Here is a 20,929-nt window from a genome sequence, read left to right as displayed (position 1 = left end):
TTGCCAGTCGACTAATCGAGCAACTGACGTGGTTAGGAATTGCGGGGTTGCTCTGTGTCTTCGCGTGCATGAATCGCAAAATAGATATCGACTAGGCATGAATGTAACTTAAAAGCGGTCGCCTTAAAAGCGGTATTGCTTCGAAATCCGCTTTGTGAAAAAGACACATAAGGGCCCGTTACGAGATGTCTTGGCGAGAAATATGCGCCTGCTTCGCGCTGCGCGTAAGTTGAGTCAGGAAGCCCTCGCGCATGAATGCGGTATCAACCGCACTTACTTGAGCGGAATTGAGCGATCTGAAAGGAACGTCTCAATCGATAACATCGCCCGCATTGCGCGCGGATTGAAGGTAAAGCCCCATATCCTGCTTGAGGATAAGCCGCCCGCGTAGCTTTCGCTGGGGCTGCTTGGGCGGGACACAATAGTTGTTTCGCCTGCGCGTCGTTTGACTAGGCGGAACTCAGCCAATGGCGGGCAAATACTCCTGCGATCGTCGCTCGTTGCGATAGTCTGGCAAGACGATAGCTGTCGTACAGGCAGCAATTCCTCAGTCCACCGATTCTGAACTTTTTGGGTTCGAAATGAGGCTGCCGAAGCATTGGCAGGCCGGTTTATCCCCGACTGTATCCATAACCGGGGCGGTAAGGTTCGGTTAACCCGTGACCGAGATAGGTGTTTAAGCTGCTGATTTAATTTTGTTATTTTTAATTTCATAACGTGAAAGTGATGTGGCTGGAATGCCACATCAGTGTGACGAAATTCGAGCAGTAGCTAATCAAATCTTGTGCAACTCCATCTTGTTCCGCCATTGTCTGTGGAGCGACGGAGGGGGGCATCCCGAGGTCGTCCTGCTTGGAAGTTTCGCTTAAGTCGCTCGCGTTCAGCGGGAGTGTCCGAAAGCGCGAGGCGACCAGGCGGTTAGCGGGGATTAAGGGAACTACCCTTAGGTGTGGCTTACACCGACGGACCGGAACCTTCCCTAACAGAGCAAAACTTGGAGGTTTTATGAGCAAGATTAAGAGCCTTATCCTGGGTTCGGCGGCGGGTTTCGTCGCGATCGCCGGGGCACAGGCAGCTGATCTTCCGGTGAAGGCGAAAGCCGTTCAGTACGTGAAGATCTGCTCCCTTTATGGCGCCGGATTCTACTACATCCCCGGCACCGAGACCTGCATCAAGATCGGTGGCTACGTTCAGTTCGACGTGAACCTGAACTCGAACACCTACAACAGCCCTTACATTCAGGGCGGCGCGGCCACGGGCTTCAGCGCCTTCGGCAGCCGGGACATGGACTTCTTCACCACCCGTCAGCGCACTCAGTTCACGGTTGATACCCGCACCGCCACCGAATACGGCGTTGTTCGTTCCTACTGGGACGTGAAGTTCCAGTTCACCTCGAATACGGACAACATCGCCGGCGGCTCGCTCGAAGTCGACTACGGCTTCGTTCAGTTCGCAGGCTTCACCTTCGGTAAGTCGGTGTCGGCTTATTCGACGCCGTGGCATTCCGCTGGCGCCAACAACAACACCTCGTCGCTGTTGGGCGGCCATGACAACGCAACCGGCGTTGCCAACATCAACTACACTTGGCAGTTCGGCAACGGCGTTTCGGCCCAGTTGGGTATCGAAGAGCCAAAGACCGGTGCGGTTCCGTTGACCAACCAAGGTTATGATCGCGGCGTGCTAATCAACCTCGCCAATGCTACCGCTGCGAACTACGCAAACGGCAGCTTCGCTTCTGCTTACGGCGGCAACGCTGCTCCTGACATCGTCGGCAACATCCGCGTTGATCAGGCCGCGTTCACCGCACAGCTGTCTGCAGCTGCGCACAACATCCACGCCAACTACTACGGCGCAAACGAAACCACTGGTCATCCGTCGGATACCTGGGGTTTCGCGGTTCAGGGCGGTCTTCAACTGAAGAACCTTCCGACCGGCCCCGGCGACAAGCTGACCATTGACGTTGCTTATGCGAACGGCGCAAACCGTTACATCATCGGCGGCACCTTTGGTAACCAGTACTCGCTGTTCGGTGGCGGCTCGACTCTTCCGGGTAGCTATCAGAGTGTTGCTGTTGCTGTTAACGCCGACGGCGTGTTCACGACCGGCGGCAGCATCCAGAAGACCGATGCCTTCGGCGTTCGCGCCGGCTTCGTACACAACTGGAACCAGTATTGGGAATCGGACGTGTTCGGCTCTTATTCGCGGGTCGACTACAACGCAACTGCAACCGCCGCTTATTGCGCCCGGAACCTGGTTCTGGTTGGTGCTGGAGCCAACGGCTTCAGCTGCAACCCGGACTTCGCAATCTGGCAGATCGGCACCCGTCTCGGCTGGACCCCGGTTCAGAACCTGACGTTCTCTGCTGAAGTCATGTACACGGCGCTTGACCAGAGCAACACCGGTTCCCAGATCCTGACGCCTGGCGGGTTCAAGCCTGCTGCGACGCAGTATGACTACAAGGATCTCGGCACGCTCTCGGGCAGCCTCCGCGTTCGCCGCACCTTCTGATCGTAACCGCCTCACGGCGATTACCATCTGAACTGCAAAAAGACCCTCGGCAGGAAACTGCCGGGGGTTTTTCTTTGTTCGATAGAAATCTATAACCCAATCGCCGGAATTCAGCTTCCGGCGACTTATACTGTCAAACAATGATCAGCGGAGCCTGAGAAATTCGATCCTCGACAGCCCATTTATTTTGCTCATTTCACAAGAGAGTGCCTTTGGCTGAGCGGCCGGGGTTGCATCATCCTTCAGCAAGGCTGCAATGACCGTACCCTATCGAAATGATATCGATGGATTGCGGGCTTTGGCTGTCCTGTCTGTGCTGGCCTTTCACTACACGCCGTCCGGAGCCCCGAATCCTCTCTCTGGCGGATTTACCGGTGTAGATGTCTTTTTCGTTATCAGCGGATTTTTGATCACATCGATTCTATCGCGCGAAATCGAGAGCGGTGAGTTTTCGATCCTTGCCTTTTATGACAGGCGAATTAGGCGCATTGCACCGGCGCTGATGGCGGTGCTGACAACCTCGCTTATTGCCGGCTATTTTTTTCTGATGCCGGGCGATTACCGCGAGGTTGGAACGAGCGTTTCGTTCGCGGCATTCGGTCTCTCTAACTTCTACTTTTTATCTCACACCGGATACTTCGACCGCGCAGCGGATTTGTTGCCGCTTCTTCATACATGGTCGCTCGGAGTTGAAGAGCAGTTTTACGTTGTATGGCCGGTGCTGCTTTATTTCATCGCCAGATCGCGTTCACGCCGCGCGATTGCGATCATCCTGTCTGGCATCGTCGTCGCTGGTTTCGTATTGAGTCTTGTCTGGTTTCATTTGAACCCGAAAGCCGCGTTCTTTGTTTCGCTCCCGCGCGCCTGGGAGCTCGCGATTGGGGGGCTTCTGGTATTTCTTCCACGTCTTCCTCCGCGCGTGGGCGGAATAGCAACAGCAGCCGGGCTCATCATTATCTTGGTAGGCTTTTTTCTTGTCGCGCCCGAGCATTTTCCGGGAGCCGCAGCGCTATTTCCGTGCATCGGTTCAGCGCTGGTCATATGGCCGAAATCGGGCGACACCCGTATCGGTGCGGCCCTCGGACTCCTTAGCCCCATCGGCAAGATTTCCTACTCGCTGTATCTCTGGCATTGGCCGGTCTGGGTGTTCTTTCGCACCTACATCAACAATGGGACGCCGACGATCAATGAGACCGCCGCTCTTGCGGCGACCTCCGTCGCGATCTCCGTTATTTCCTACAAATTCATTGAGCAGCCATTTCGCAAACCGCGGGTGAAAGTGCTTGTCTCGATCTGTGCCGGTCTGGCGGTTTCACTTTTGGTTTTGCTGGGAGGTGCTTACGTCAACAAAACTCTCGGGGTTCCTTCTCGCATCCCGCAGGAAGTCCAGGCGTTTCGTAGCCTGAATGCGATGTGGGAGTGGCCCTGCGAGTTCTCGGATCCGGTCGAAGGCTTGCCCAAGACCTGCATCTTCGGTGCGAAGTGGGAGAACGCCTCCACCAAGGCCGTTCTCTGGGGCGACAGCCATGCGGAGCATCTTGCGCCGCTGCTCGAAGCGGCGGCCAAAGAAACCGGCACATCGATCATGCTGTACCCCGGATGTCCAGCCATTCTGGACGGGAAAACCGCAATCCGTGTGAACATAGACCTGAAATACAACAAGACCTGCGGGAAATCGCGGGAGCACATGATTCAGATGCTTGCGGCTCATCCGGAGATCAATCTTGTGATTCTCAGTTCGGCCTGGTCCGGACTCGCGCGGAATTTGTCATCCAGCGACTCGCAAGAACGGTTGCCGGAGGAGATCGGTCTCAATCTTTTCAGGAAGGGTCTGGTCGATGTTATTGGCAGCATTAGCCGTCCCGATCGCCGGATTTTTGTCGTCGCGAACGTGCCGGCAATGACCGCCGATCCGATCCCGTGCATCGTCGCGTCGACATTGATGCATCGGCCTTGCCAGGCGACCAACTTCGCGATGTCCAAGGCACGTTTTGACCAGCAGGAGCGTCCGGCGGCAAACGTGATTGCCGAAGTCGCGCGATCGCATGCGATTCTTCCGGGCGATGCGATATGCCGGGGAGATCAATGTATGGTCACCCTGGACGGACAGTTTCTGTACAGAGACTCTGGGCATATCCGGCGTAATCTGCCCGAGGCGACGAGGGCGCATTTGGCCAGACTTCTGCGTTTGGACCAAGTGTTTGCGACCGGCTCGGAGAAGTAACATTGGAGGACGACCTGGTGTCACTCGCGGGTCTCGAATGGGGTATGAGCTGATTGCTCGGCGCGTTGGATGCGTGGCCTTAGCGGACCTTCCTCTTGGCACTCTAGATCGAAACAGCGTTAAGCCGAAAGAAAATATCCATTTATCAATGGTTTAAACTGTTCACGACTTGAACGAAGAGGTTGACGTTCATGAATTGAACGCTATAAGAGAAGGCGGAGACCTCTTATGTCGAATGCGTTGGAGAGCGAACGGGGAAGCGATGACAGGATCATCCTGAACCTGCTCAATTCCGTCGAGAATGACGGATCGCAGTCGCAACGGCATATCGCTGCGGAACTCGGCATCGCGCTCGGTCTGGTCAACGCCTACCTGAAACGTTGCGTCCGAAAGGGGCTGGTCAAGGTCGGCACGGCGCCCGCTCGCCGTTATGCCTATTACCTCACGCCGCAGGGCTTCACCGAGAAATCCCGCCTGACGGTTGAATATCTGTCTTCATCCTTTTCGTTTTTCCGGCAGGCGAAATCCGATTGCGCCGATGTTTTCAGGAGTGCCCAAGCTAGGCATCTCCAGAATCTGGTTTTGGTCGGAAAGTCGGACCTTGCTGAAGTGGCAATTCTCTCGGCTGCCGATAGCGGAGTGTCGATCGTCGCGATTGTCAGCGAGGAAGCTGACGACTCGCCGTTTCTCGGCAGGAGCGTCTACTCGTCCTTTGACAAACTGACGCTGCCCTTCGATGCCGTCGTCATCACCGATCTGAAGAACGCGCGGCAGTCATTTGACGATGCCGTAAAACTTCTTGGCGCGCAACGCGTGCTTGCTCCTAAATTGCTCGGCTTGAGTGTGCCCGAGGCCGGGAAAGACAAGCCATGAGCGAAGTCGTAGATGGCACATGGTATGTTGTTCAGACTCAGGTGAACGCTGAGGCGAAGGCGGCGCGCAACCTCTTGCGGCAGGATTTCGAGACGTATTTGCCGCGTTATCTCAAGCGCCGCAGCCATGCCCGCAAGATCGAGAAAGTCGCCGCACCGTTATTTCCGCGCTATCTTTTTGTGCGGATCGACATGGCCGCGCAGCGCTGGCGCTCGATTCAATCGACGTTTGGCGTGTCGCGCCTTGTCTTGAACGGCTCTGATCCGGCGCCGGTGGCGCAGCAAGTGCTGAATATGCTGAAAGCCCGCGAAGACGAGAGCGGTTTCGTCAAGCTGGATCGCCGTGCGCCGTTCTCGCTGGGCGAGAAGGTGCGGGTGATGGCGGGCGCTTTCGCCGACAATTTTGGATTGTTCGACGGGTTGGGCGATCGTGATCGTGTTGCGATCCTGCTCGACCTGCTGGGACGGAAGGTCCGCGTCTCGATTGACGCGGATATGATCACGGCCGCCTGAATTGGCGGAGCGCGACTTGATCGCGCGCGTTTTTGATACGTCAATCTGGTGACCCTGAGTCACCCGGACTGCGGTAGCTTGGAAAATCAGGTCTTCTTTTGCGCCAGAGTATAGACGTAGGGCGATGTCAGTCCGTTGGGAATCTCGGGCATTCCCAATCTCTCGATGGCCCAGAACGCCTTGCTGCTCCAGGACGCCAGACGCGGGCCGACCGCGCCGATGAAGGCGGAACTGCCCTGGAAGTTGATTGCGCTGAAGTTCGCGGTCATCAAGTAGCCGGACTCCTTGATTTGAAGACCGCACTGTTCATGGGCGGATTTCAAATCCCGGGCATTCAGCGGCACATGGATAGCGTAGACGTCGGGGTTGGCCAGCCTCTGAAGCAGGCCCAAAGCGCCAGTCATGTTAGGCACTAATGTCAGAACGTGGCCGCCGGGACGTGCAAGTGCAGCAAGAGCTTCGAGTATCGACGTGGTTGGTTTGAAATGCTCCGCCAGGCCATAGCTAAAGACAATATCGTACCGTCCTCGCAGGCTGTCGGGCAGCGCGAAAACATCCGCGATTTGAACGGGTGTCTCAATGCCGGATTTTCGCTCGATTGCTTTCGAGAGTTCGAGGCCGACAGGGGAGTTGTCTATCCCTTCGGCCTCGAAGCCGAACTCGCTGCGAAAGTACGGCATGATGGCCGAACCGCCGCAGCCTGCCTCCACGATCGAGGCGCCTGGACGGGCGCCGATCTTGCGGAATGTGCGAACGAAGAACTGGTGCAGGCTTCGCGACTGCGTGCCGTTGAGACCGGGAGCATGAGGATCGAGGGGATCGGCCACAGGGCGAGCGGACCAGTTGCGGTCCCAGTAGGCAATGTCGGTGAGGTGTTTATTCTGCATGTGATCGAGATAATCGGGAAACGGGCGTCAATTCAAGTAGCGGGCGGTGTGCAGTGACGGAGCGGCGAGAAAAGGTGTCGGCCGCGTCTCCAGTCGTGTCCGTTGTCATTCCTTGTTACAATCGCGCGGATTTGATTCCGCGAGCCGTCGCCTCAGTGCAGGCGCAAAATTTAGATCTCGTCGAAATCATTCTGGTGGATGATGGCTCTTCCGACGATACCCAATCGCTTGCGGTTGGCTTGAGCGAACAGGACAGCCGCGTGCGGTACATCGCTCATGAAAAGAACAAGGGTGAAGCAGCCGCGCGCAATACCGGGATCAGGAATGCGCGAGGCGAGTTCGTCGCGTTTCTCGATTCGGACGACGAGTGGCTGCCCGGAAAGCTTGATACTCAGATTGCGGCCTTGCGGGCCGCTCCCGCGCATGTTGGCGCCGTCTCGGGGCGTCATCTTCTTGTCGATGATGATGGTCAGGAAACCGTCGTTCGGGACTGGACTGAAAAGTATCCGATCACGTGCCTCAATCTGCTGGCAAGGGGTTGCGGTCTAAGCATGGGCAACACCTTCCTGGTGCGCACGTCCGTTTTTCGCGATGTCGGCTATTGCGACGAAGATCTTCGGCTTTTCGTCGATCTGGACTGGCTTTGCCGGCTGACTGAAAAATATGAAGTACTTATGCTGCCTCAGATCGTCGCCAAGTATTACAAGGCCCCCATGCGCGGCGGAGAGCTTGTCTCCGATGCGGTGAGGAAATTCGAGGTCAAGAACTCCGAGATGCTGCGAAAGTTCGGACCTGTCGATCGCTTGAGGATCAAATCGAGCTTCTACAATTATGTTTCGCTCAGCTTTGCCGCCAATGGGCCGTGGTCTAAATTCGTCAAAACGCGCTTCCTCCATCTCGCGTTTAATCCCGTGCAGCATCCGGGTAATTTCCTTCACTTCGCCATGGCTCTCCTTGGTCTGGTGTCCATCGGCAAGCGCGCATAAGCGTGGGCCGTCCATTCCTGCTCTAGATCAGTTAGATAAATGAAGATCGACAACAAAACTCTGCTCGTCACCGGCGGTACAGGTTCGTTCGGTAACAAATTTATCGAGCACCTTCTTAATGACTTCAACGTCAAGCGGATCGTGATTTATTCTCGTGACGAACTGAAGCAGTTCGAGCAGGCGGCGGTCTTTAACAACCCCAAGCTCGACTATATTCTGGGCGACGTTCGCGATCGCGAGCGGTTGACGACCGCGATGAACGGCGTCGATCTCGTGGTGCACGCAGCCGCCATGAAGCAGGTGGTCGCTTCCGAGCGCAACCCGTCCGAGTGTATTAGAACGAATGTTGGCGGTGCCGAGAACGTCATCGAGGCGGCCCTTGCCAACAAGGTGGAGCGTGTCGTTGCGCTGTCCACCGATAAGGCTGTCAATCCGATTAATCTTTACGGAGCGACAAAGCTTTGCTCCGACAAGCTTTTCGTCAACGCCAATCGCCGGTCGCCGGAGACGCGATTTTCGGTCGTGCGGTACGGAAATGTGATCGGCTCGCGCGGAAGCGTGGTGCCCTTCTTCCGGGAACGGCGCGCCACGGGCAAGCTTCCCATCACCGATGTGCGGATGACGCGATTCTGGATCTCGCTTCATGAGGGTGCGAGGTTTGTGTCGCGTTGCCTATCGATCATGCATGGCGGGGAGGTGTTCATCTCAAAAATCCCGTCGATGAAGATTACGGATCTTGCGACAGCGATCGCACCGGAATGCGAGCAGGTTGTTATCGGAATTCGTCCCGGCGAGAAGCTGCACGAGATCATGGTGCCTGTCGACGAGGCGAGGCGCACGCGCGAATTCTCGAACTTCTACGCGATCGTTGCCGAGCAGAACCTGGCAACGCCGATGGATCCGGTGGTTTATGAAGGCGAGAGCGGCAAGGCCGTGGCCGAGGATTTTGAGTATTCCAGCCACACCAATCCGCAGTGGGTGACGGTCGAGGAACTGCGCAATCTGGTGCCGGAGTCGCCGGAGTAAATGGTGTCCGGCCGTATGGCTCAATCGAATTGGCTGGTGACGGGTGCGAGCGGCTTTCTCGGCTCGTATGTCAGCCGTACGCTGCGCGCGCGCGGCTATCAAACGGTCGGGCAGGCCCATTCTCACCTCGGCACCGGCACTGTCTGCGCGGATTTAACCCTTGCCGGTTCCGGCGTACGGTTGGTTGAAGAGATCAGGCCAACCGTAGTGTTGAACTGCGTGGCTCTGGCGAATGTCGATCTCTGCGACAGAGAGCCGATGCTGGCGCAACGGCTGAATGCCGATCTGTGCGGCGAACTGGCGGACGGTTGCGATGCGATCGGCGCAACGTTCGTATCGGTCTCCACAGATCAGCTTTGGCGCAATCCGCCGAAATTTGTCACCGAAGACGAGACGCCAGACCCATTCAGCGCCTATGGCCGCACCAAGGCCGACGGCGAGGTGCAGGCTGGGCGCGCCGGTCGTCATATTATCATACGCACGAATTTCTTCGGGGCTGGACTGGCGTGGAGGCCATCGCTCTCGGATCTCATTCTGGCTCGGCTTCGTGCCGGCGAGGTCTTCAACGGATTTTCCGACGTGTACTACACGCCGATCGCAGTGGCGCTGGCGAGCGAATGGATCGTTGATATGGCCGAGGCCGGTTTGACCGGCACGTTTCACCTGGGCGGACGCGATCGTATCTCGAAGTATGAATTCGCGGTGGCGCTCGCAACAGCCGCCGGTCTCGATCCCGCCAACATCAAGTCAGGCGTCGTTGCCGACGCGAAGCTGACGGCGGCCAGGCCGAACGAGATGTCGCTGAATTCCGCCAAGATCGAGAGGGCCTTGGGCCGTCCGGTGCCCGATCTGGATCAATCGATCCGCTCTGCCTTGATGCCGTTGAATTGATATGCGGCTTGTCGCAATTGTTCCCGCGCGGCGAGGCTCGAAAGGGTTGCCCGGCAAGAATATGCGCTCGCTTGCCGGGAAACCGTTGGTCCAGCACGCCATCGAAGCGGCGCAGTCCGCCGGACTGTTCGATCGGATACTTGTCAGCAGCGATGATGACGCCGTCCTGGAATTGGCCCGAAGCCTCGGCGCAACACCGCTGCGCCGTGCTCCGGCGCTGGCGTCGGACGCGGCGACAATGAGCGACGTGATCAAGGACGTTTACGAGACGAACAGCGCAAACGGCGCGCCGCTGGGAGACGCATTCGCGTTGCTGCAGCCGACCTCGCCGCTGCGGACGGCACGGCATGTGGCCGAATGCGTCACGCAATTCAAGAGCAGTAATTACGCCAGCGCAGTCTCGGTCTGTGCCGTTGAAAATGCACCGCAGAAAACATTGACGATCGCTGACGGAAAGCTCGAACCTTTGTTGGGCTGGCAGGATTTGCAGGCAAACCGGCAAAGTCTGGCAACTGCCTACCGGCAAAATGGCGCAATCTGGGTCGTCACCTGGCCGTCATTTTGCGAACATGGCCGCTTCGTTGTTGCGCCGGCCATGCCGTACATCATGGATACCGCCGACAGTCTGGACATTGACACGCAGGCCGATTTCAACGTCGCCGAGATTGCTTTTGCGGAGCGCGCGCGTGCATAGGCTCGCCGGGGTATGGCCGATCGCTGCCGTTTTGCGCGCGCGGCGTGTGATGAGGATCGGGCGCATGCGTGCGCTCGCCCGCGCGACCCAAGCGCTCTATGAGTCGAGTGAGCCCTTCGAACCATATCGGACCGTCAACAATGTCCAGCGGGCAGTGACGCTGCAACTTCCATATGTCTTGGCTGCTTTTGTGCCGCACAGTTTGCGTATCGCTGCAGGAAAGCGTGCCGCGCAAGCGGTGCTGGCTTCCGCGCAAGCGCAATTGGTACGTGAAGCCATCGTTGCCTGGCATTCGCCGCGCCACCGGGCGGTGTTGCCGGTTCCTGCCGCTGCGCGCGCCGCGTGGCCCCGAGGGGCGGCGTCAGTGAACGGGATTCGCAGTAAGCTTTCTTTCTTGCTGACGTTGACGACGTTCTGGCTGGCTGGGTTTCGCCGCTTTCGTCAGCTCGCGCGCCATATGCACTCTGTGTCGGAGTTGCCGGAGAAGCCTTACTGCGCGGCTATATCTGTAGCACCCGACGTCATCGCCTGCGCGGCTCACGGAGGCTTTCTGAACTGGTTACGGACGGGCCCCGCCGAAGCGGTTGGCGAAGGGGACGTGGTCGCCGTGGCCAATCGCCGAGGGAGTGGCGAGACTCCGGATTGGCTGCATGTTGTGCCGGAGGTCTTGCCGCCGTTGGGGGGGGCTTCTTTCGGCTTTCTATTAAGGGGGGGTGTGTTGCTGGCGCTGATGCCGCTGTTGGCCCTGTTCGGAATTTGGCAGGGCGTTGCATTGCTGCAAGACCTGATCGAACTGAATTATGCCCGCCGGGTCCGGGACGATAAATTCGCCCGGACATACTTGTTTCTGCTCGGCGATCAAACGCGACGGCCGCTGTGGACTTTCCATGTCGCCGAACGCGGCATTCGCGCAGTGCTGGTCTTCTATGCTTCCAGTTATCAGTTGTTTGGTTACGGTCTGAAAGTGCCCGCTGACATTCGTAATCCCTCGCTACTGCTGAATATTTGGGATGAATGCTGGTTTCAAACCGAGCAAGCCCGCGCCGATATCACGGCTTTGCTGTCGTCCGACGTTAGGTCCAGTGTGATCGGCGCATTCGACATGGTCGATCGCGGCGACGAACTTCCGCGTTTGCCGGCCCGTACGGTTGCGATATTTGATATTGAGCCAACCACGAGCAAGATGCGACTGTCGCAGGCTGGCTACATAATTCCGGCGATTACCGAGCGCGTTATCCTCGATTTCTGGGAAAAGATTGTCGATTGCGCCCGCGTTCTCGATTTTGTCATTGTTCACAAGCCGAAACGCTACAATCTGCTTCAGCAAGAATGGCGTTATCGCCAATTGCTGCAATCGGTCGAAGCGGAAGGCCGCTGCATTTCGCTTTCGCCTGAATTTGGCCCGATGCGGCTGACGAGGCACACGAATGCCTCAGTGATTCTTCCCTTCACGAGCGTCGGCGACCTCGCCACGAGCGAAAATATGCATGCATTTTACTTCGACGTTTACGGCAATATTCTACAACCAGAGAAGTATGCCGGTGGTCTGCCGGTCGCTGCGGGCGTTGATGCGTTGAGCGCCATGTTGAGCGATTGTTTCGGTGAGGCTTCCATTCCGCTCAAGGCGTAGGATCAGTGATGCTCGAAATCGCCATCGTCGGCGCGGGCGGAATTGGCCAGCGGCATGTGCAATCTTGTGCGACGCTGCCGGCGGCCGAATACCATCTGCATATTGTCGAGCCGCACGAGGACAATAAGGCGCGTACGAGCGGGCTGCTCGATGGCCGCACGGCCGTGACATGGCACAAGAGCGTGTCGGATCTTCCTCAAACGCTGGACCTGGCGATTGTGGCGACGCGTGCCGATATTCGCGCGTCGGTTGTTCGCACTCTTGTTGAAGACAAGCTGGTGCCGTCTTTGATCCTCGAAAAGGTGCTGTTCCAGAGGATCGCTGAATACGCAGCAGTCGGACGCATGCTGTCACAAGCGGGCACGACAAGCTGGGTCAATTGCGCGCGTCGCATGTGGCCCGTCTATGTGCAGTTGCGCAATCGCCTGAAAAATGTGGCCATCAGAGGCATCGAAATATCCGGTACGGATTGGGATGTCGGCTGCAACGCGATCCACTTCATCGACTTGATCGCCTTTCTCACCGGCGGGGATCAACTTGCCGTCGATGACATCGACCTCGGAGATGTGCGGCCGGCCAAACGCGCCGGCATGTTGCATATCGAAGGCGTTGTAAGCGGCCACCTGATGCAAGGCGCGACTCGCGTTCCGTTCAGCGTAGCGTCAACGCCGACTCATTCCGGTCCGCAAACAGTCAAAATTGAGACTGCGCAAGGTCTCGTCGGGATTGTCGAAGATGCGGCCCTCATAACGGTCCTCTGGCCTGGCGAGGCGAAAATTGAAGCGGCAATTCCCTTTCAGAGCCAGCTGACGGCGTCGGCGGTGCAGACCGTTTTGGCAAGTGGGCAATGCGACCTTGCCTCATACGATGAGTCGCGTGCGTTACACGAAACCTTCATTACGGTATTGCTCACGGCGCTCGCTCGCGCGGGACAACTCGCCGACCCAGAGATTTGTCCCATCACATGACCGGGAAACGATTGAAAGTCGGTGTTGTCGGTGCGGGTCGTATGGCGCGGGAACATATCCGCGTTTTTGGTGATGTCGCCGATGTTGAACTGACGGCAATTGCCAGCCGGACGATCGAACGGGCAAAAGACCTCGCGCGGGAGTTTCCCGTCGCGGCGACCTATGACAATATTTCCGAGATGATAGCCGCAGCACAACCGGATATTCTCGTTGTCGCGGTACCGGAGCCGTCGACGGTCGCAGTCATGCGAGATTGCATCGGTAAGTCGGCTGCGATTCTGGTGGAGAAACCAGTCGGCGTTGATCTGGCGGATTGCCGGACGGTTTTCCATTTGGCGCAAAATACCGGCTCGCCCGTTTTTGTCGGACTTAATCGCCGTAGCTACGGCTCGACGCGCGGGGCGTTGAATTCATTGGCTGCCGATAGCGGTTCGCGGTTTATCGAAATCCACGACCAGGAAGATGTCGCTGCCGCCCGCAACGCTGGCCGTCCTGAGGAAGTGGTGCGCAACTGGATGTTCGCCAACTCGATCCATATGATTGATCTTTTCCGGGTTTTCGGGCGAGGTGACGTTACGAAAATCGAGATCGTAGAACCGTGGCGCGGTGAAGCGCCGGCGCATGTCGTCGCATATTTCACGTTCTCGAGCGGCGACGCCGGGCTTTATCACGGGGTCTGGAATATGCCAGGTCCGTGGTCCTGTTCGGTGACGACGACAGCGCGCCGCCTGGAAATGCGGCCTGTTGAGGTGTCACGGATGCAACAGGCAGGCTCGCGGGATGTCGCGGATTTGCCAGTCGACCCGCGCGACGTCGCATTCAAGCCCGGCTTTCGGCTTCAGGCCGAAGAGATCGCAAACTATGTCCGTGATGGTGTCCGGCCGAGTCACGTTCCGGACATTGCCGAGGCGCTCGCCACGACCGAGTTGGTTGCGCGGCTTTACGCGCAACCTGGTCAACTCGGGTAACCAAACCTAGTCTCATCCAAGGGTAACGCTATATGTTTGATCGCAAACCATTCGAAGAAAACAAGATCGCAAACGCTAAGAAGATGAGCGGAGACAAGCAACTTCAGGAAGTTGCGCTTGATCTCGTCATCAAATCGAACGCATACGATTACGGTTATCAGTGGACTTGGCTTGGTCAGCCGATCATTCAATTGCCGCCGGACATCATCGCGACACAAGAGATCATCTGGCAGAACAAGCCGGATGTGATTATCGAAACCGGGATCGCCTGGGGCGGTTCGATTGTCTTCTACGCTTCCCTGTTGCAGCTAATCGGCAAAGGCGAAGTTATCGCGGTCGATCTCAATCTCTACGACCACATCACCGATGGCGTGATGGGCTATCCTTTTTCGAACCGGATTTCGCTTTACAAGGGTTCATCCACCGACGCGGACGTATTTTCCAAAATCAAATCGCACATCAAGGCCGGACAGTCGGTCATGGTGCTGCTCGATTCCCATCACTCGCACGCTCATGTCCTCGACGAACTACGTCTCTATGCGCCGCTCGTGACGAAAGAGCAGTATCTGGTGGCCTCGGATACGATCATTGAAAATCTTCCGCCGCCGCCGCATCGCCAGCGTTCTTGGGGCCCCGGCGACAGTCCGATGTCCGCCGTCGAAGCCTACATGAAGGAAACCGACCGCTTTGTCGAAGACGAATACATAAACGGCAAGCTGCTGACGACATTCACGCCGCACGGCTATCTTCGTTGCGTCAAGTAATCGTAGATATCGCCTTGCGTTCCACGGATATTGGGCGAGGTCGGATCATTGCCCATGTCGAATCTGCCCGTAGAAAGACGCATCACTTACGCTTGGCACTATCTGTTTGCGAGGCGTGATGTCTCCCTCGCATCAATGACGTCAGCCATATAAGGCCATAAGAGAAATGTCTTCGGCAAATTCTGATCTTTGGAACACGCTGACAGCCTCGCTGTTCGCGAATGTCGATGACACGTTCGTCGCGCAGTTCCGCAAGCCAGGCGGTGCCAACAGCCGGTTGGCCGCGTGGGATCCCTTCGATCGCACGATGCGATATTTCCGCTTCATGCTGTTCAACGCATGCGAAGGACAGCCCGACCGCTTTTTCGACCTCTACGCAGCGCTCGGCGACACACTGATTGGCTCGCCTGTGACCGTGAAAGTGCGCGGCCTTGACATCAATATCGACCATCTTTTCTCGGTCGAGGAGTTCATGTTTGTCGATCGCGCCATCGGCGCATCAGCGGTCACGTCAGTGGTGGAAATAGGCGCGGGGTTTGGCCGCACTTGCCAGGCGTTTCTGGCCTTGGCGCCATCGGTCGAACGTTACACGATCGTGGACCTGCCGAACGTTCTCGGACTTAGCCGCCGCGTGCTGCAAAAAGTTATGCCGGACAAATTCGATCGCATCGCGTTTGTCGATGCAACGGATCGGTCCGCGTGGCAGGGCCTGAAGGCAGATCTCGCAATCAATATCGACAGCTTTCAGGAAATGTCGCCGGAGACCATCGATGCCTATCGCGCAGGCATTCTCCGGCATGCGCGTCACGTTTATATCAAGAACCCGATCGGCAAGTACGCTCCTGAGAGCATCGGTATCAAAGTCGATGATCCAGCCAAATTCCATGATGTGTTCAATCTCGGATACTGTCGAGAGGTCGTCGATATTTTTGACGACGCAAGTCTTGCGGTTGCGCGCAAGGCCTACCTCGATGCGTATCGTCCGGCCCCAGGTTGGCGAACGCTTGCCGAAGAGTCGCTCGACATGTTCCGTTATCTGCACCACGTGCTCTATGGCGCGCCTTGATGGCTGAGCGTAAAATCGTCGTTGTCACGGGAGCCAGCGGGTATATCGGAACCGCGCTTGTGCCTCGGCTTGGCGCGGGCGGCTATGTGGCGCGCGGTGTATCAACCGTGCGTAGAGCCCAGACCGCGCCGCATGAAAGCGCCGTCGCGGATCTTCGTCGCCCGGATGATTGGCGCAGAATATTAACGGGCGCTGATGGTGTGATCCATCTTGCGTCGCGAACGGATCTGCGCGCAGCCGAGGCCGATGCGATCGTGGACGATGAGATAAACGTGCAGCCCGTGCGGGCTTTGATCGATGCGGTTCAGGCGCTGGGTCAGAAATTTCCCGTTATTTTCGCAAGCACGGTAACGATTGTTGGCGACCATCCGCCATTGCCTTGCGATGAAACGGCACCGGATAACCCGTTGTCGGTTTATGACCGCCATAAGCTCGCGTGCGAAGTCCTATTGAGGAAGGCGACCGCGGAAGGCGTTCTGTCCGCGTGTACGTTGCGGCTCGCAAACGTCTATGGCCAGGCCACGGGTGTATCGAGAACATCCTCTACCAACAGCAACCGCGGCATTCTCAATGCCATGATGGCGCGTGCTGCTCGAGGCGAGGCGCTCACGCTCTATGGTACGGGCGAGTACATCCGGGATTTCATTCACATCGATGATGTCGTCGCAGCGTTCTTTGCTGCTCTGACAAATTCCCGTGTACAGGATGGAGTATCGTACATCATCGCCAGCGGCGAGGGGTATTCGCTGAAGAGCGCGTTCGATCTGGTCGCGCGAGAGGCGGAGGCGGTGAGCGGTGCCGCTGTCGATGTCCGCCATGTGACAGAGCCTGCCGATCTGCATCAAAGCGAGCGCCGCAGTTTTGTCGGCAACTCGCACCTGTTCGAATCTCGCACCGGATGGAAGCGCGAGGTTGATCTCAAATCCGGCGTGCGTCGCTATCTCGGCGGAATGGCGTCGCCTCTCTCGGTCGCGAACGGTGGTTGACATGACAAAGCCGGACTTGCGGAGTGTGGCAGAGGTTCGTGAGGTGCAGTTGCCGCTCCACAGCCGCGGCGACGGTGACCTGTCGGTTCTAGAGCAGGCTAATCTTCCGTTTGCTGTCGCACGGCTGTTCTTTGTCCGCGCTGCGGTGAATGCGATACGCGGTCAGCACGCTCATAAGCTCTGCAACCAGTTCATGATGTGCGTCCATGGTGCTATCGAGGTGACTTGTGACGACGGCGGGAACAAACGCACTGTCGTTCTGGATGCAATGAACAAGGGTGTTCTCGTCCCGGCGTCAATATGGGCGTCAGAAATCTATCGCGCGCCGCAATCTGTTCTGATGGTGGCGTGCGACCGCGTGTATGAAGAAGATGACTATATCCGCGAATATGCGCAATTTCGACGCTACCGTGAAATCACCGAGTAACAATTGGCAGCTTCCATGAAATTCGTCGTCACCGGCGCTCTCGGTCACATTGGCTCCGCGCTCATCCGCCATCTGCCGATCGTCTATCCCGGTTCTGAAATCGTGTTGATCGACGATATGTCAGCGCAGCGTTATTGCTCGGTATTCGATTTGCCGGCCGCCGGGCGCTACCGGCTCATCGAGGGCGATGTCCGCAAGCTCGATCTGGAGACGCTTTTCAAGGGCGCTTATGCCGTGATTCACCTCGCGGCGATTACCGATGCTGCAAATTCCTTTGGCAATGCCGAACGCGTCGAGCAGAACAATTTTGAAAGTACGCAAGCGGTGGCGGCGGCTTGCGCCAGCGCCGATGCGGCGGTGATTTTTCCGTCTTCCACCAGCGTCTATGGCGTGCAGGACGGTGAGGTCGATGAAGATTGTCCGATCGATCAGCTCAAGCCGCAAAGTCCATACGCCGAGACCAAGCTGCGCGAGGAGGCCCTGATCTCCGGGCTGGTGCGCCAGAACGCGGTGCGCGCCGCCATCTGCCGTTTCGGGACGATCTATGGCACATCGCCAGGCATGCGATTTCACACGGCCGTGAACAAGTTTTGCTGGCAGGCCGTCAACGGTGTGCCGCTGACGGTTTGGAGAACGGCCTATGAGCAGTACAGGCCTTATCTGGCGCTGGAAGATGCGGTGCGTGCGATCCAGTTCATCCTCGACACCAGGTTTTTCTCTCCCAACGTGGTCAATGTCGTAAGCGACAACCATACGGTTCGCGATGTCGTCGAATGTATCCGCGCACACATTCCGGATACCGAAGTCAATTTCGTCGACAGCAAGATCATGAACCAGCTGTCTTACAAGGTGCTGAATACCAAGCTGCTTGCGGCGGGGTTCGCGCCGAAAGGCAAGCTGCCCGAAGGCGTCGCTTCGAGCATTCGCCTGATTGGCGGCGCGAGAACGCTGCGCATGGGTGCCGCATGACCATGAACGCTGTCGTCACCGGCGGCGCGGGTTTCATCGGCTCTGCGCTCGTGCAAACCTTGCTGCGCGCGTCTGGTGCAAAAGTGACGGTCTATGACAAACTGACTTATGCAGGCCGCCCGGAGAATCTCGAATCCGTCGCACAGAATCCCGGTTATCGGTTTGTCAAAGCCGACATTCTCGACGGACATCGGTTTCGCGAGGTTCTCTCCGAGGCGCGGCCGAACGTTGTGTTCCACCTCGCCGCAGAGTCGCATGTCGACCGCTCAATCGAGGACGGCGGCCTTTTCATCCGAACCAACGTGGAAGGCACCGAGCGCTTGCTGTCCGCGACCCTCGAGTATTATCGCTCGCTGGATGATGCGGAACGGTCCGCATTTCGGTTCGTGCATGTTTCCACCGACGAGGTATTCGGATCCTTGGGTGAGCAGGGCGCGTTCAGCGAGCTCTCACCCTATGCGCCGAATTCGCCTTATGCCGCGAGCAAGGCCGCGTCCGATATGATCGCGCGAGCCTATTTCCGCACGTATGCGCTGCCGGTCATCGTCACCAACTGTTCCAATAATTTCGGGCCGCGCCAGTTTCCGGAAAAGCTCATTCCGTTGTGTCTGGTGCGCGCTTTGAACGGTCAGCCGCTACCGATTTACGGCAAGGGCGAACAGATACGCGATTGGCTTTTTGTCGAAGATCATGTCGATGCCTTGATCGCTGTGGCCGCCGGCGCCTCCGCCGGCGAAAGCTTCTGCATCGGCGGCGGAACGGAGATGCCGAACATCGACACGATCAAGCACTTGTGCGGCCTGCTGGACAATGTTCGCCCCCGTACCGGCAAGCCGCATCATGAGCTCATTACATATGTGACCGATCGCCCCGGCCATGACTTTAGATATTCCATCGACAGCACGAAGATCACCAAGGCATTGGGCTGGCGGCCACGTCATAATTTCGCGACTGCGCTGGAGATGACGGTGCGCTGGTATCTTGACAACGAACCTTGGCTGAAGTCGATCCGGGAAAGCGCCGGCGATACCACTGAGCGCCGCGGCCTTGCCGCTGCGGCATCGCGCCAGACGGTTGGGACAGGATCATGACGATGAAGCGGTGCCGCAAAGCCATCATCCTGGCAGGAGGGGCGGGCAGCAGGCTGTACCCGATGACGCGCGTCACCAACAAACATCTGCTGCCGGTATTCGACAAGCCGATGATCTATTACCCGTTGACGACGTTGATGCTGGCCGCGATCGACAACATCCTTATCATCACCAGCCCGGGACAGGTGCGGCTATTCGATGAACTGCTGGGTGACGGCTCCCAGTGGGGAATCAGGATTTCCTATGCGGTGCAGGATGAGCCGCGCGGCCTGGCAGATGCCTTTATCGTCGGCGAGAAGTTTGTTGATGGCGATCCGGTCGCGCTTGCGCTGGGTGACAACATTTTTCATGGCCGCGGTCTGTCCGAGTTATTGCAGGTGGCGGCGAATGATACAGCCGGCGCTCATCTGTTCGCGGTCCGTGTCAAGGATCCGGAACGGTTCGGCGTGGTCGAGCTGAATGCGGCGGGAAACCCGGTTGGGATAGAGGAAAAGCCCGTCAAGCCGCGATCTTCGCTGGCAGTGACTGGTCTCTATTTTTACGACGAGAACGTCACCCGCATCGCCAAGTCGATAACGAAGTCCGCGCGCGGCGAGTTGGAAATTACCGATGTCAACCGGCGCTATATCGAGGACGGCGCCGCCAAAGTTCACATACTCGAGCGTGGCTATACCTGGTTCGACACCGGCACTCCGAGCGCATTGTTGAACGCGTCCACTTATGTCGAGATCATTCAAAACCGCCAGACGCTTGGTATTGCTTGCCCGGAAGAGGTTGCATGGCGATCTGGCTTTATCGACGATGCGCGATTTCACGAGATCATCTGGAGTTTGCCGCAGGGCGAATACCGCAGCTACCTTGAAGCTGTCGGCGGGTTTGGCGGCTGATGGCGGCTATTTTCACGAAACTCGCGATCGGCGGGGCCTTCGTCGCCGAGCCGCGCCGCTTCGGTGATGATCGCGGGTGGTTCATCGAGAGCTGGCGCGAGAATGACTATGCCGCGGCGGGTGTGAGCGAGCCGTTCGTGCAGGACAATGTGTCTTTCTCGCAGAAGAATGTGCTGCGCGGCTTGCATTATCAGGCGACCGACGCGCAAGGACAGATCGTCACTCTGATTGCGGGACGCGTTTTCGACGTGATCGTCGATTTTCGCCAGGGATCGCCGACGTTTGGAAAGCACGAGGCATTCGTGCTGGATGCAACGGCGCCGCGCCAGCTTTACATGCCCGCCGGCGTGGCGCACGGCTTCTGCGTGTTGAGCGAGACCGCGATCCTGCACTACAAATGCACGAAGTATTACAACGCTGCGACCGAATGCGGCGTGCGATGGGACGATCCGGACCTTCGAATCGAATGGCCGATCGCATCGCCTGTTTTGTCGCCGCGCGACGCCGCCTATCCATATTTGCGCGAAATTGTCCCGTCCGATCTGCCACAGATGTGACATTTGAGCGTCTCT

21 protein-coding genes are annotated in these 20,929 nt (G+C 57.6%); 20 read left to right on the top strand and 1 reads right to left on the bottom strand.

Annotation, left to right across the window (positions count from 1 at the left end):
* The first annotated feature begins 202 nt into the window (after nt 1–202).
* From AC07UB_RS15235 to nusG, 5 genes are all read left to right on the top strand, one after another.
* Entirely contained in the window at nt 203–391 is a 189-nt protein-coding gene (locus AC07UB_RS15235; protein WP_494654645.1) for a helix-turn-helix domain-containing protein, read from the top strand.
* A gap of 614 nt (nt 392–1,005) precedes the next feature.
* The gene (locus AC07UB_RS15230; protein ID WP_494654647.1) at nt 1,006–2,508 is read left to right on the top strand and encodes a porin; all 1,503 of its coding nucleotides are present in this window, start codon (nt 1,006–1,008) and stop codon (nt 2,506–2,508) included.
* Nucleotides 2,509–2,764: 256 nt separating this feature from the next.
* Nucleotides 2,765–4,732, top strand: coding sequence for an acyltransferase family protein (locus AC07UB_RS15225; protein ID WP_494654649.1), 1,968 nt, complete (start codon nt 2,765–2,767; stop codon nt 4,730–4,732).
* 228 nt (nt 4,733–4,960) lie between these two features.
* A complete protein-coding gene (locus tag AC07UB_RS15220) occupies nt 4,961–5,605 on the top strand; it encodes a winged helix-turn-helix transcriptional regulator (RefSeq protein WP_494654651.1) in 645 nt (214 codons plus the stop codon).
* A complete protein-coding gene (gene nusG / locus AC07UB_RS15215; RefSeq protein ID WP_494654653.1) occupies nt 5,602–6,117 on the top strand; it encodes a transcription termination/antitermination protein NusG in 516 nt (171 codons plus the stop codon). The genes AC07UB_RS15220 and nusG overlap by 4 nt, the downstream gene beginning before the upstream one ends.
* Nucleotides 6,118–6,203: 86 nt before the next feature.
* On the opposite strand, the gene AC07UB_RS15210 is transcribed toward nusG, so the two are convergent.
* The gene (locus tag AC07UB_RS15210) at nt 6,204–7,004 is read right to left on the bottom strand and encodes a class I SAM-dependent methyltransferase (RefSeq protein ID WP_494654655.1); all 801 of its coding nucleotides are present in this window, start codon (nt 7,002–7,004) and stop codon (nt 6,204–6,206) included.
* Between the two features lie 95 nt (nt 7,005–7,099).
* Between AC07UB_RS15210 and AC07UB_RS15205 the strand changes: the two genes are divergently transcribed.
* From AC07UB_RS15205 to rfbC, 15 genes are all read left to right on the top strand, one after another.
* Nucleotides 7,100–7,990 (top strand): glycosyltransferase family 2 protein, encoded by an 891-nt coding sequence (locus AC07UB_RS15205; protein WP_494654657.1) that lies wholly within the window; start codon nt 7,100–7,102, stop codon nt 7,988–7,990.
* 39 nt (nt 7,991–8,029) lie between these two features.
* On the top strand, nt 8,030–9,016 hold the full coding sequence (pseB, locus tag AC07UB_RS15200) for a UDP-N-acetylglucosamine 4,6-dehydratase (inverting) (protein WP_494654659.1): 987 nt from the start codon (nt 8,030–8,032) through the stop codon (nt 9,014–9,016).
* A 15-nt stretch (nt 9,017–9,031) separates the two neighbouring features.
* Nucleotides 9,032–9,907, top strand: a complete 876-nt coding sequence (locus AC07UB_RS15195; protein ID WP_494654661.1) for an SDR family oxidoreductase — start codon at nt 9,032–9,034, stop codon at nt 9,905–9,907.
* Nucleotide 9,908: 1 nt separating this feature from the next.
* A complete protein-coding gene (locus AC07UB_RS15190; protein WP_494654663.1) occupies nt 9,909–10,601 on the top strand; it encodes an acylneuraminate cytidylyltransferase family protein in 693 nt (230 codons plus the stop codon).
* Nucleotides 10,602–10,665: 64 nt separating this feature from the next.
* Nucleotides 10,666–12,231 carry a hypothetical protein gene (locus tag AC07UB_RS15185; protein ID WP_494654665.1) on the top strand — a complete coding sequence of 522 codons (1,566 nt, stop codon included), beginning with the start codon at nt 10,666–10,668 and terminating at the stop codon, nt 12,229–12,231.
* Nucleotides 12,232–12,239: 8 nt separating this feature from the next.
* Entirely contained in the window at nt 12,240–13,199 is a 960-nt protein-coding gene (locus AC07UB_RS15180) for a Gfo/Idh/MocA family oxidoreductase (RefSeq protein ID WP_494654667.1), read from the top strand.
* Nucleotides 13,200–13,210: 11 nt separating this feature from the next.
* A complete protein-coding gene (locus AC07UB_RS15175; RefSeq protein ID WP_494654669.1) occupies nt 13,211–14,167 on the top strand; it encodes a Gfo/Idh/MocA family protein in 957 nt (318 codons plus the stop codon).
* A 32-nt stretch (nt 14,168–14,199) separates the two neighbouring features.
* Entirely contained in the window at nt 14,200–14,931 is a 732-nt protein-coding gene (locus AC07UB_RS15170) for a cephalosporin hydroxylase family protein (protein WP_494654671.1), read from the top strand.
* A 166-nt stretch (nt 14,932–15,097) separates the two neighbouring features.
* Nucleotides 15,098–15,997, top strand: coding sequence for a putative sugar O-methyltransferase (locus AC07UB_RS15165; RefSeq protein WP_494654673.1), 900 nt, complete (start codon nt 15,098–15,100; stop codon nt 15,995–15,997).
* Nucleotides 15,997–16,983: an NAD-dependent epimerase/dehydratase family protein gene (locus AC07UB_RS15160; protein WP_494654674.1), complete on the top strand. Its 987-nt coding sequence runs from the start codon at nt 15,997–15,999 to the stop codon at nt 16,981–16,983. The genes AC07UB_RS15165 and AC07UB_RS15160 overlap by 1 nt, the downstream gene beginning before the upstream one ends.
* Before the next feature lies 1 nt (nt 16,984).
* The gene (locus tag AC07UB_RS15155; RefSeq protein WP_494654675.1) at nt 16,985–17,410 is read left to right on the top strand and encodes a sugar 3,4-ketoisomerase; all 426 of its coding nucleotides are present in this window, start codon (nt 16,985–16,987) and stop codon (nt 17,408–17,410) included.
* A 15-nt stretch (nt 17,411–17,425) separates the two neighbouring features.
* Nucleotides 17,426–18,379, top strand: a complete 954-nt coding sequence (locus AC07UB_RS15150) for an NAD-dependent epimerase/dehydratase family protein (protein WP_494654676.1) — start codon at nt 17,426–17,428, stop codon at nt 18,377–18,379.
* The gene (rfbB, locus tag AC07UB_RS15145) at nt 18,376–19,470 is read left to right on the top strand and encodes a dTDP-glucose 4,6-dehydratase (RefSeq protein WP_494654677.1); all 1,095 of its coding nucleotides are present in this window, start codon (nt 18,376–18,378) and stop codon (nt 19,468–19,470) included. Before AC07UB_RS15150 ends, rfbB begins: the two co-directional genes overlap by 4 nt.
* Complete coding sequence (gene rfbA / locus AC07UB_RS15140; RefSeq protein ID WP_494654679.1) at nt 19,467–20,357, top strand: glucose-1-phosphate thymidylyltransferase RfbA; 891 nt, start codon at nt 19,467–19,469, stop codon at nt 20,355–20,357. The genes rfbB and rfbA overlap by 4 nt, the downstream gene beginning before the upstream one ends.
* Complete coding sequence (gene rfbC, locus AC07UB_RS15135; protein ID WP_494654681.1) at nt 20,357–20,914, top strand: dTDP-4-dehydrorhamnose 3,5-epimerase; 558 nt, start codon at nt 20,357–20,359, stop codon at nt 20,912–20,914. Before rfbA ends, rfbC begins: the two co-directional genes overlap by 1 nt.
* The last annotated feature ends 15 nt before the right edge of the window (nt 20,915–20,929 follow it).

The organism is Afipia sp. GW821-FHT04G03 (assembly GCF_059419985.1).
Note: the sequence above shows the minus strand (reverse complement) of the source record. Positions and strands in the feature narration are given on the sequence as shown.

Excerpts from the sequence above, each read along its gene's own strand:
- AC07UB_RS15235 (WP_494654645.1), top strand. The coding sequence starts at position 203 with ATGCGCCTGCTTCGCGCTGCGCGTAAGTTGAGTCAGGAAGCCCTCGCG.
- AC07UB_RS15230 (WP_494654647.1), top strand. The coding sequence starts at position 1,006 with ATGAGCAAGATTAAGAGCCTTATCCTGGGTTCGGCGGCGGGTTTCGTC.
- AC07UB_RS15225 (WP_494654649.1), top strand. The coding sequence starts at position 2,765 with ATGACCGTACCCTATCGAAATGATATCGATGGATTGCGGGCTTTGGCT.
- AC07UB_RS15220 (WP_494654651.1), top strand. The coding sequence starts at position 4,961 with ATGTCGAATGCGTTGGAGAGCGAACGGGGAAGCGATGACAGGATCATC.
- nusG (WP_494654653.1), top strand. The coding sequence starts at position 5,602 with ATGAGCGAAGTCGTAGATGGCACATGGTATGTTGTTCAGACTCAGGTG.
- AC07UB_RS15210 (WP_494654655.1), bottom strand. The coding sequence starts at position 7,004 with ATGCAGAATAAACACCTCACCGACATTGCCTACTGGGACCGCAACTGG.
- pseB (WP_494654659.1), top strand. The coding sequence starts at position 8,030 with ATGAAGATCGACAACAAAACTCTGCTCGTCACCGGCGGTACAGGTTCG.
- AC07UB_RS15195 (WP_494654661.1), top strand. The coding sequence starts at position 9,032 with ATGGCTCAATCGAATTGGCTGGTGACGGGTGCGAGCGGCTTTCTCGGC.
- AC07UB_RS15190 (WP_494654663.1), top strand. The coding sequence starts at position 9,909 with ATGCGGCTTGTCGCAATTGTTCCCGCGCGGCGAGGCTCGAAAGGGTTG.
- AC07UB_RS15185 (WP_494654665.1), top strand. The coding sequence starts at position 10,666 with ATGCGTGCGCTCGCCCGCGCGACCCAAGCGCTCTATGAGTCGAGTGAG.
- AC07UB_RS15180 (WP_494654667.1), top strand. The coding sequence starts at position 12,240 with ATGCTCGAAATCGCCATCGTCGGCGCGGGCGGAATTGGCCAGCGGCAT.
- AC07UB_RS15170 (WP_494654671.1), top strand. The coding sequence starts at position 14,200 with ATGTTTGATCGCAAACCATTCGAAGAAAACAAGATCGCAAACGCTAAG.
- AC07UB_RS15165 (WP_494654673.1), top strand. The coding sequence starts at position 15,098 with ATGTCTTCGGCAAATTCTGATCTTTGGAACACGCTGACAGCCTCGCTG.
- AC07UB_RS15160 (WP_494654674.1), top strand. The coding sequence starts at position 15,997 with ATGGCTGAGCGTAAAATCGTCGTTGTCACGGGAGCCAGCGGGTATATC.
- AC07UB_RS15155 (WP_494654675.1), top strand. The coding sequence starts at position 16,985 with ATGACAAAGCCGGACTTGCGGAGTGTGGCAGAGGTTCGTGAGGTGCAG.
- AC07UB_RS15150 (WP_494654676.1), top strand. The coding sequence starts at position 17,426 with ATGAAATTCGTCGTCACCGGCGCTCTCGGTCACATTGGCTCCGCGCTC.
- rfbB (WP_494654677.1), top strand. The coding sequence starts at position 18,376 with ATGACCATGAACGCTGTCGTCACCGGCGGCGCGGGTTTCATCGGCTCT.
- rfbA (WP_494654679.1), top strand. The coding sequence starts at position 19,467 with ATGACGATGAAGCGGTGCCGCAAAGCCATCATCCTGGCAGGAGGGGCG.
- rfbC (WP_494654681.1), top strand. The coding sequence starts at position 20,357 with ATGGCGGCTATTTTCACGAAACTCGCGATCGGCGGGGCCTTCGTCGCC.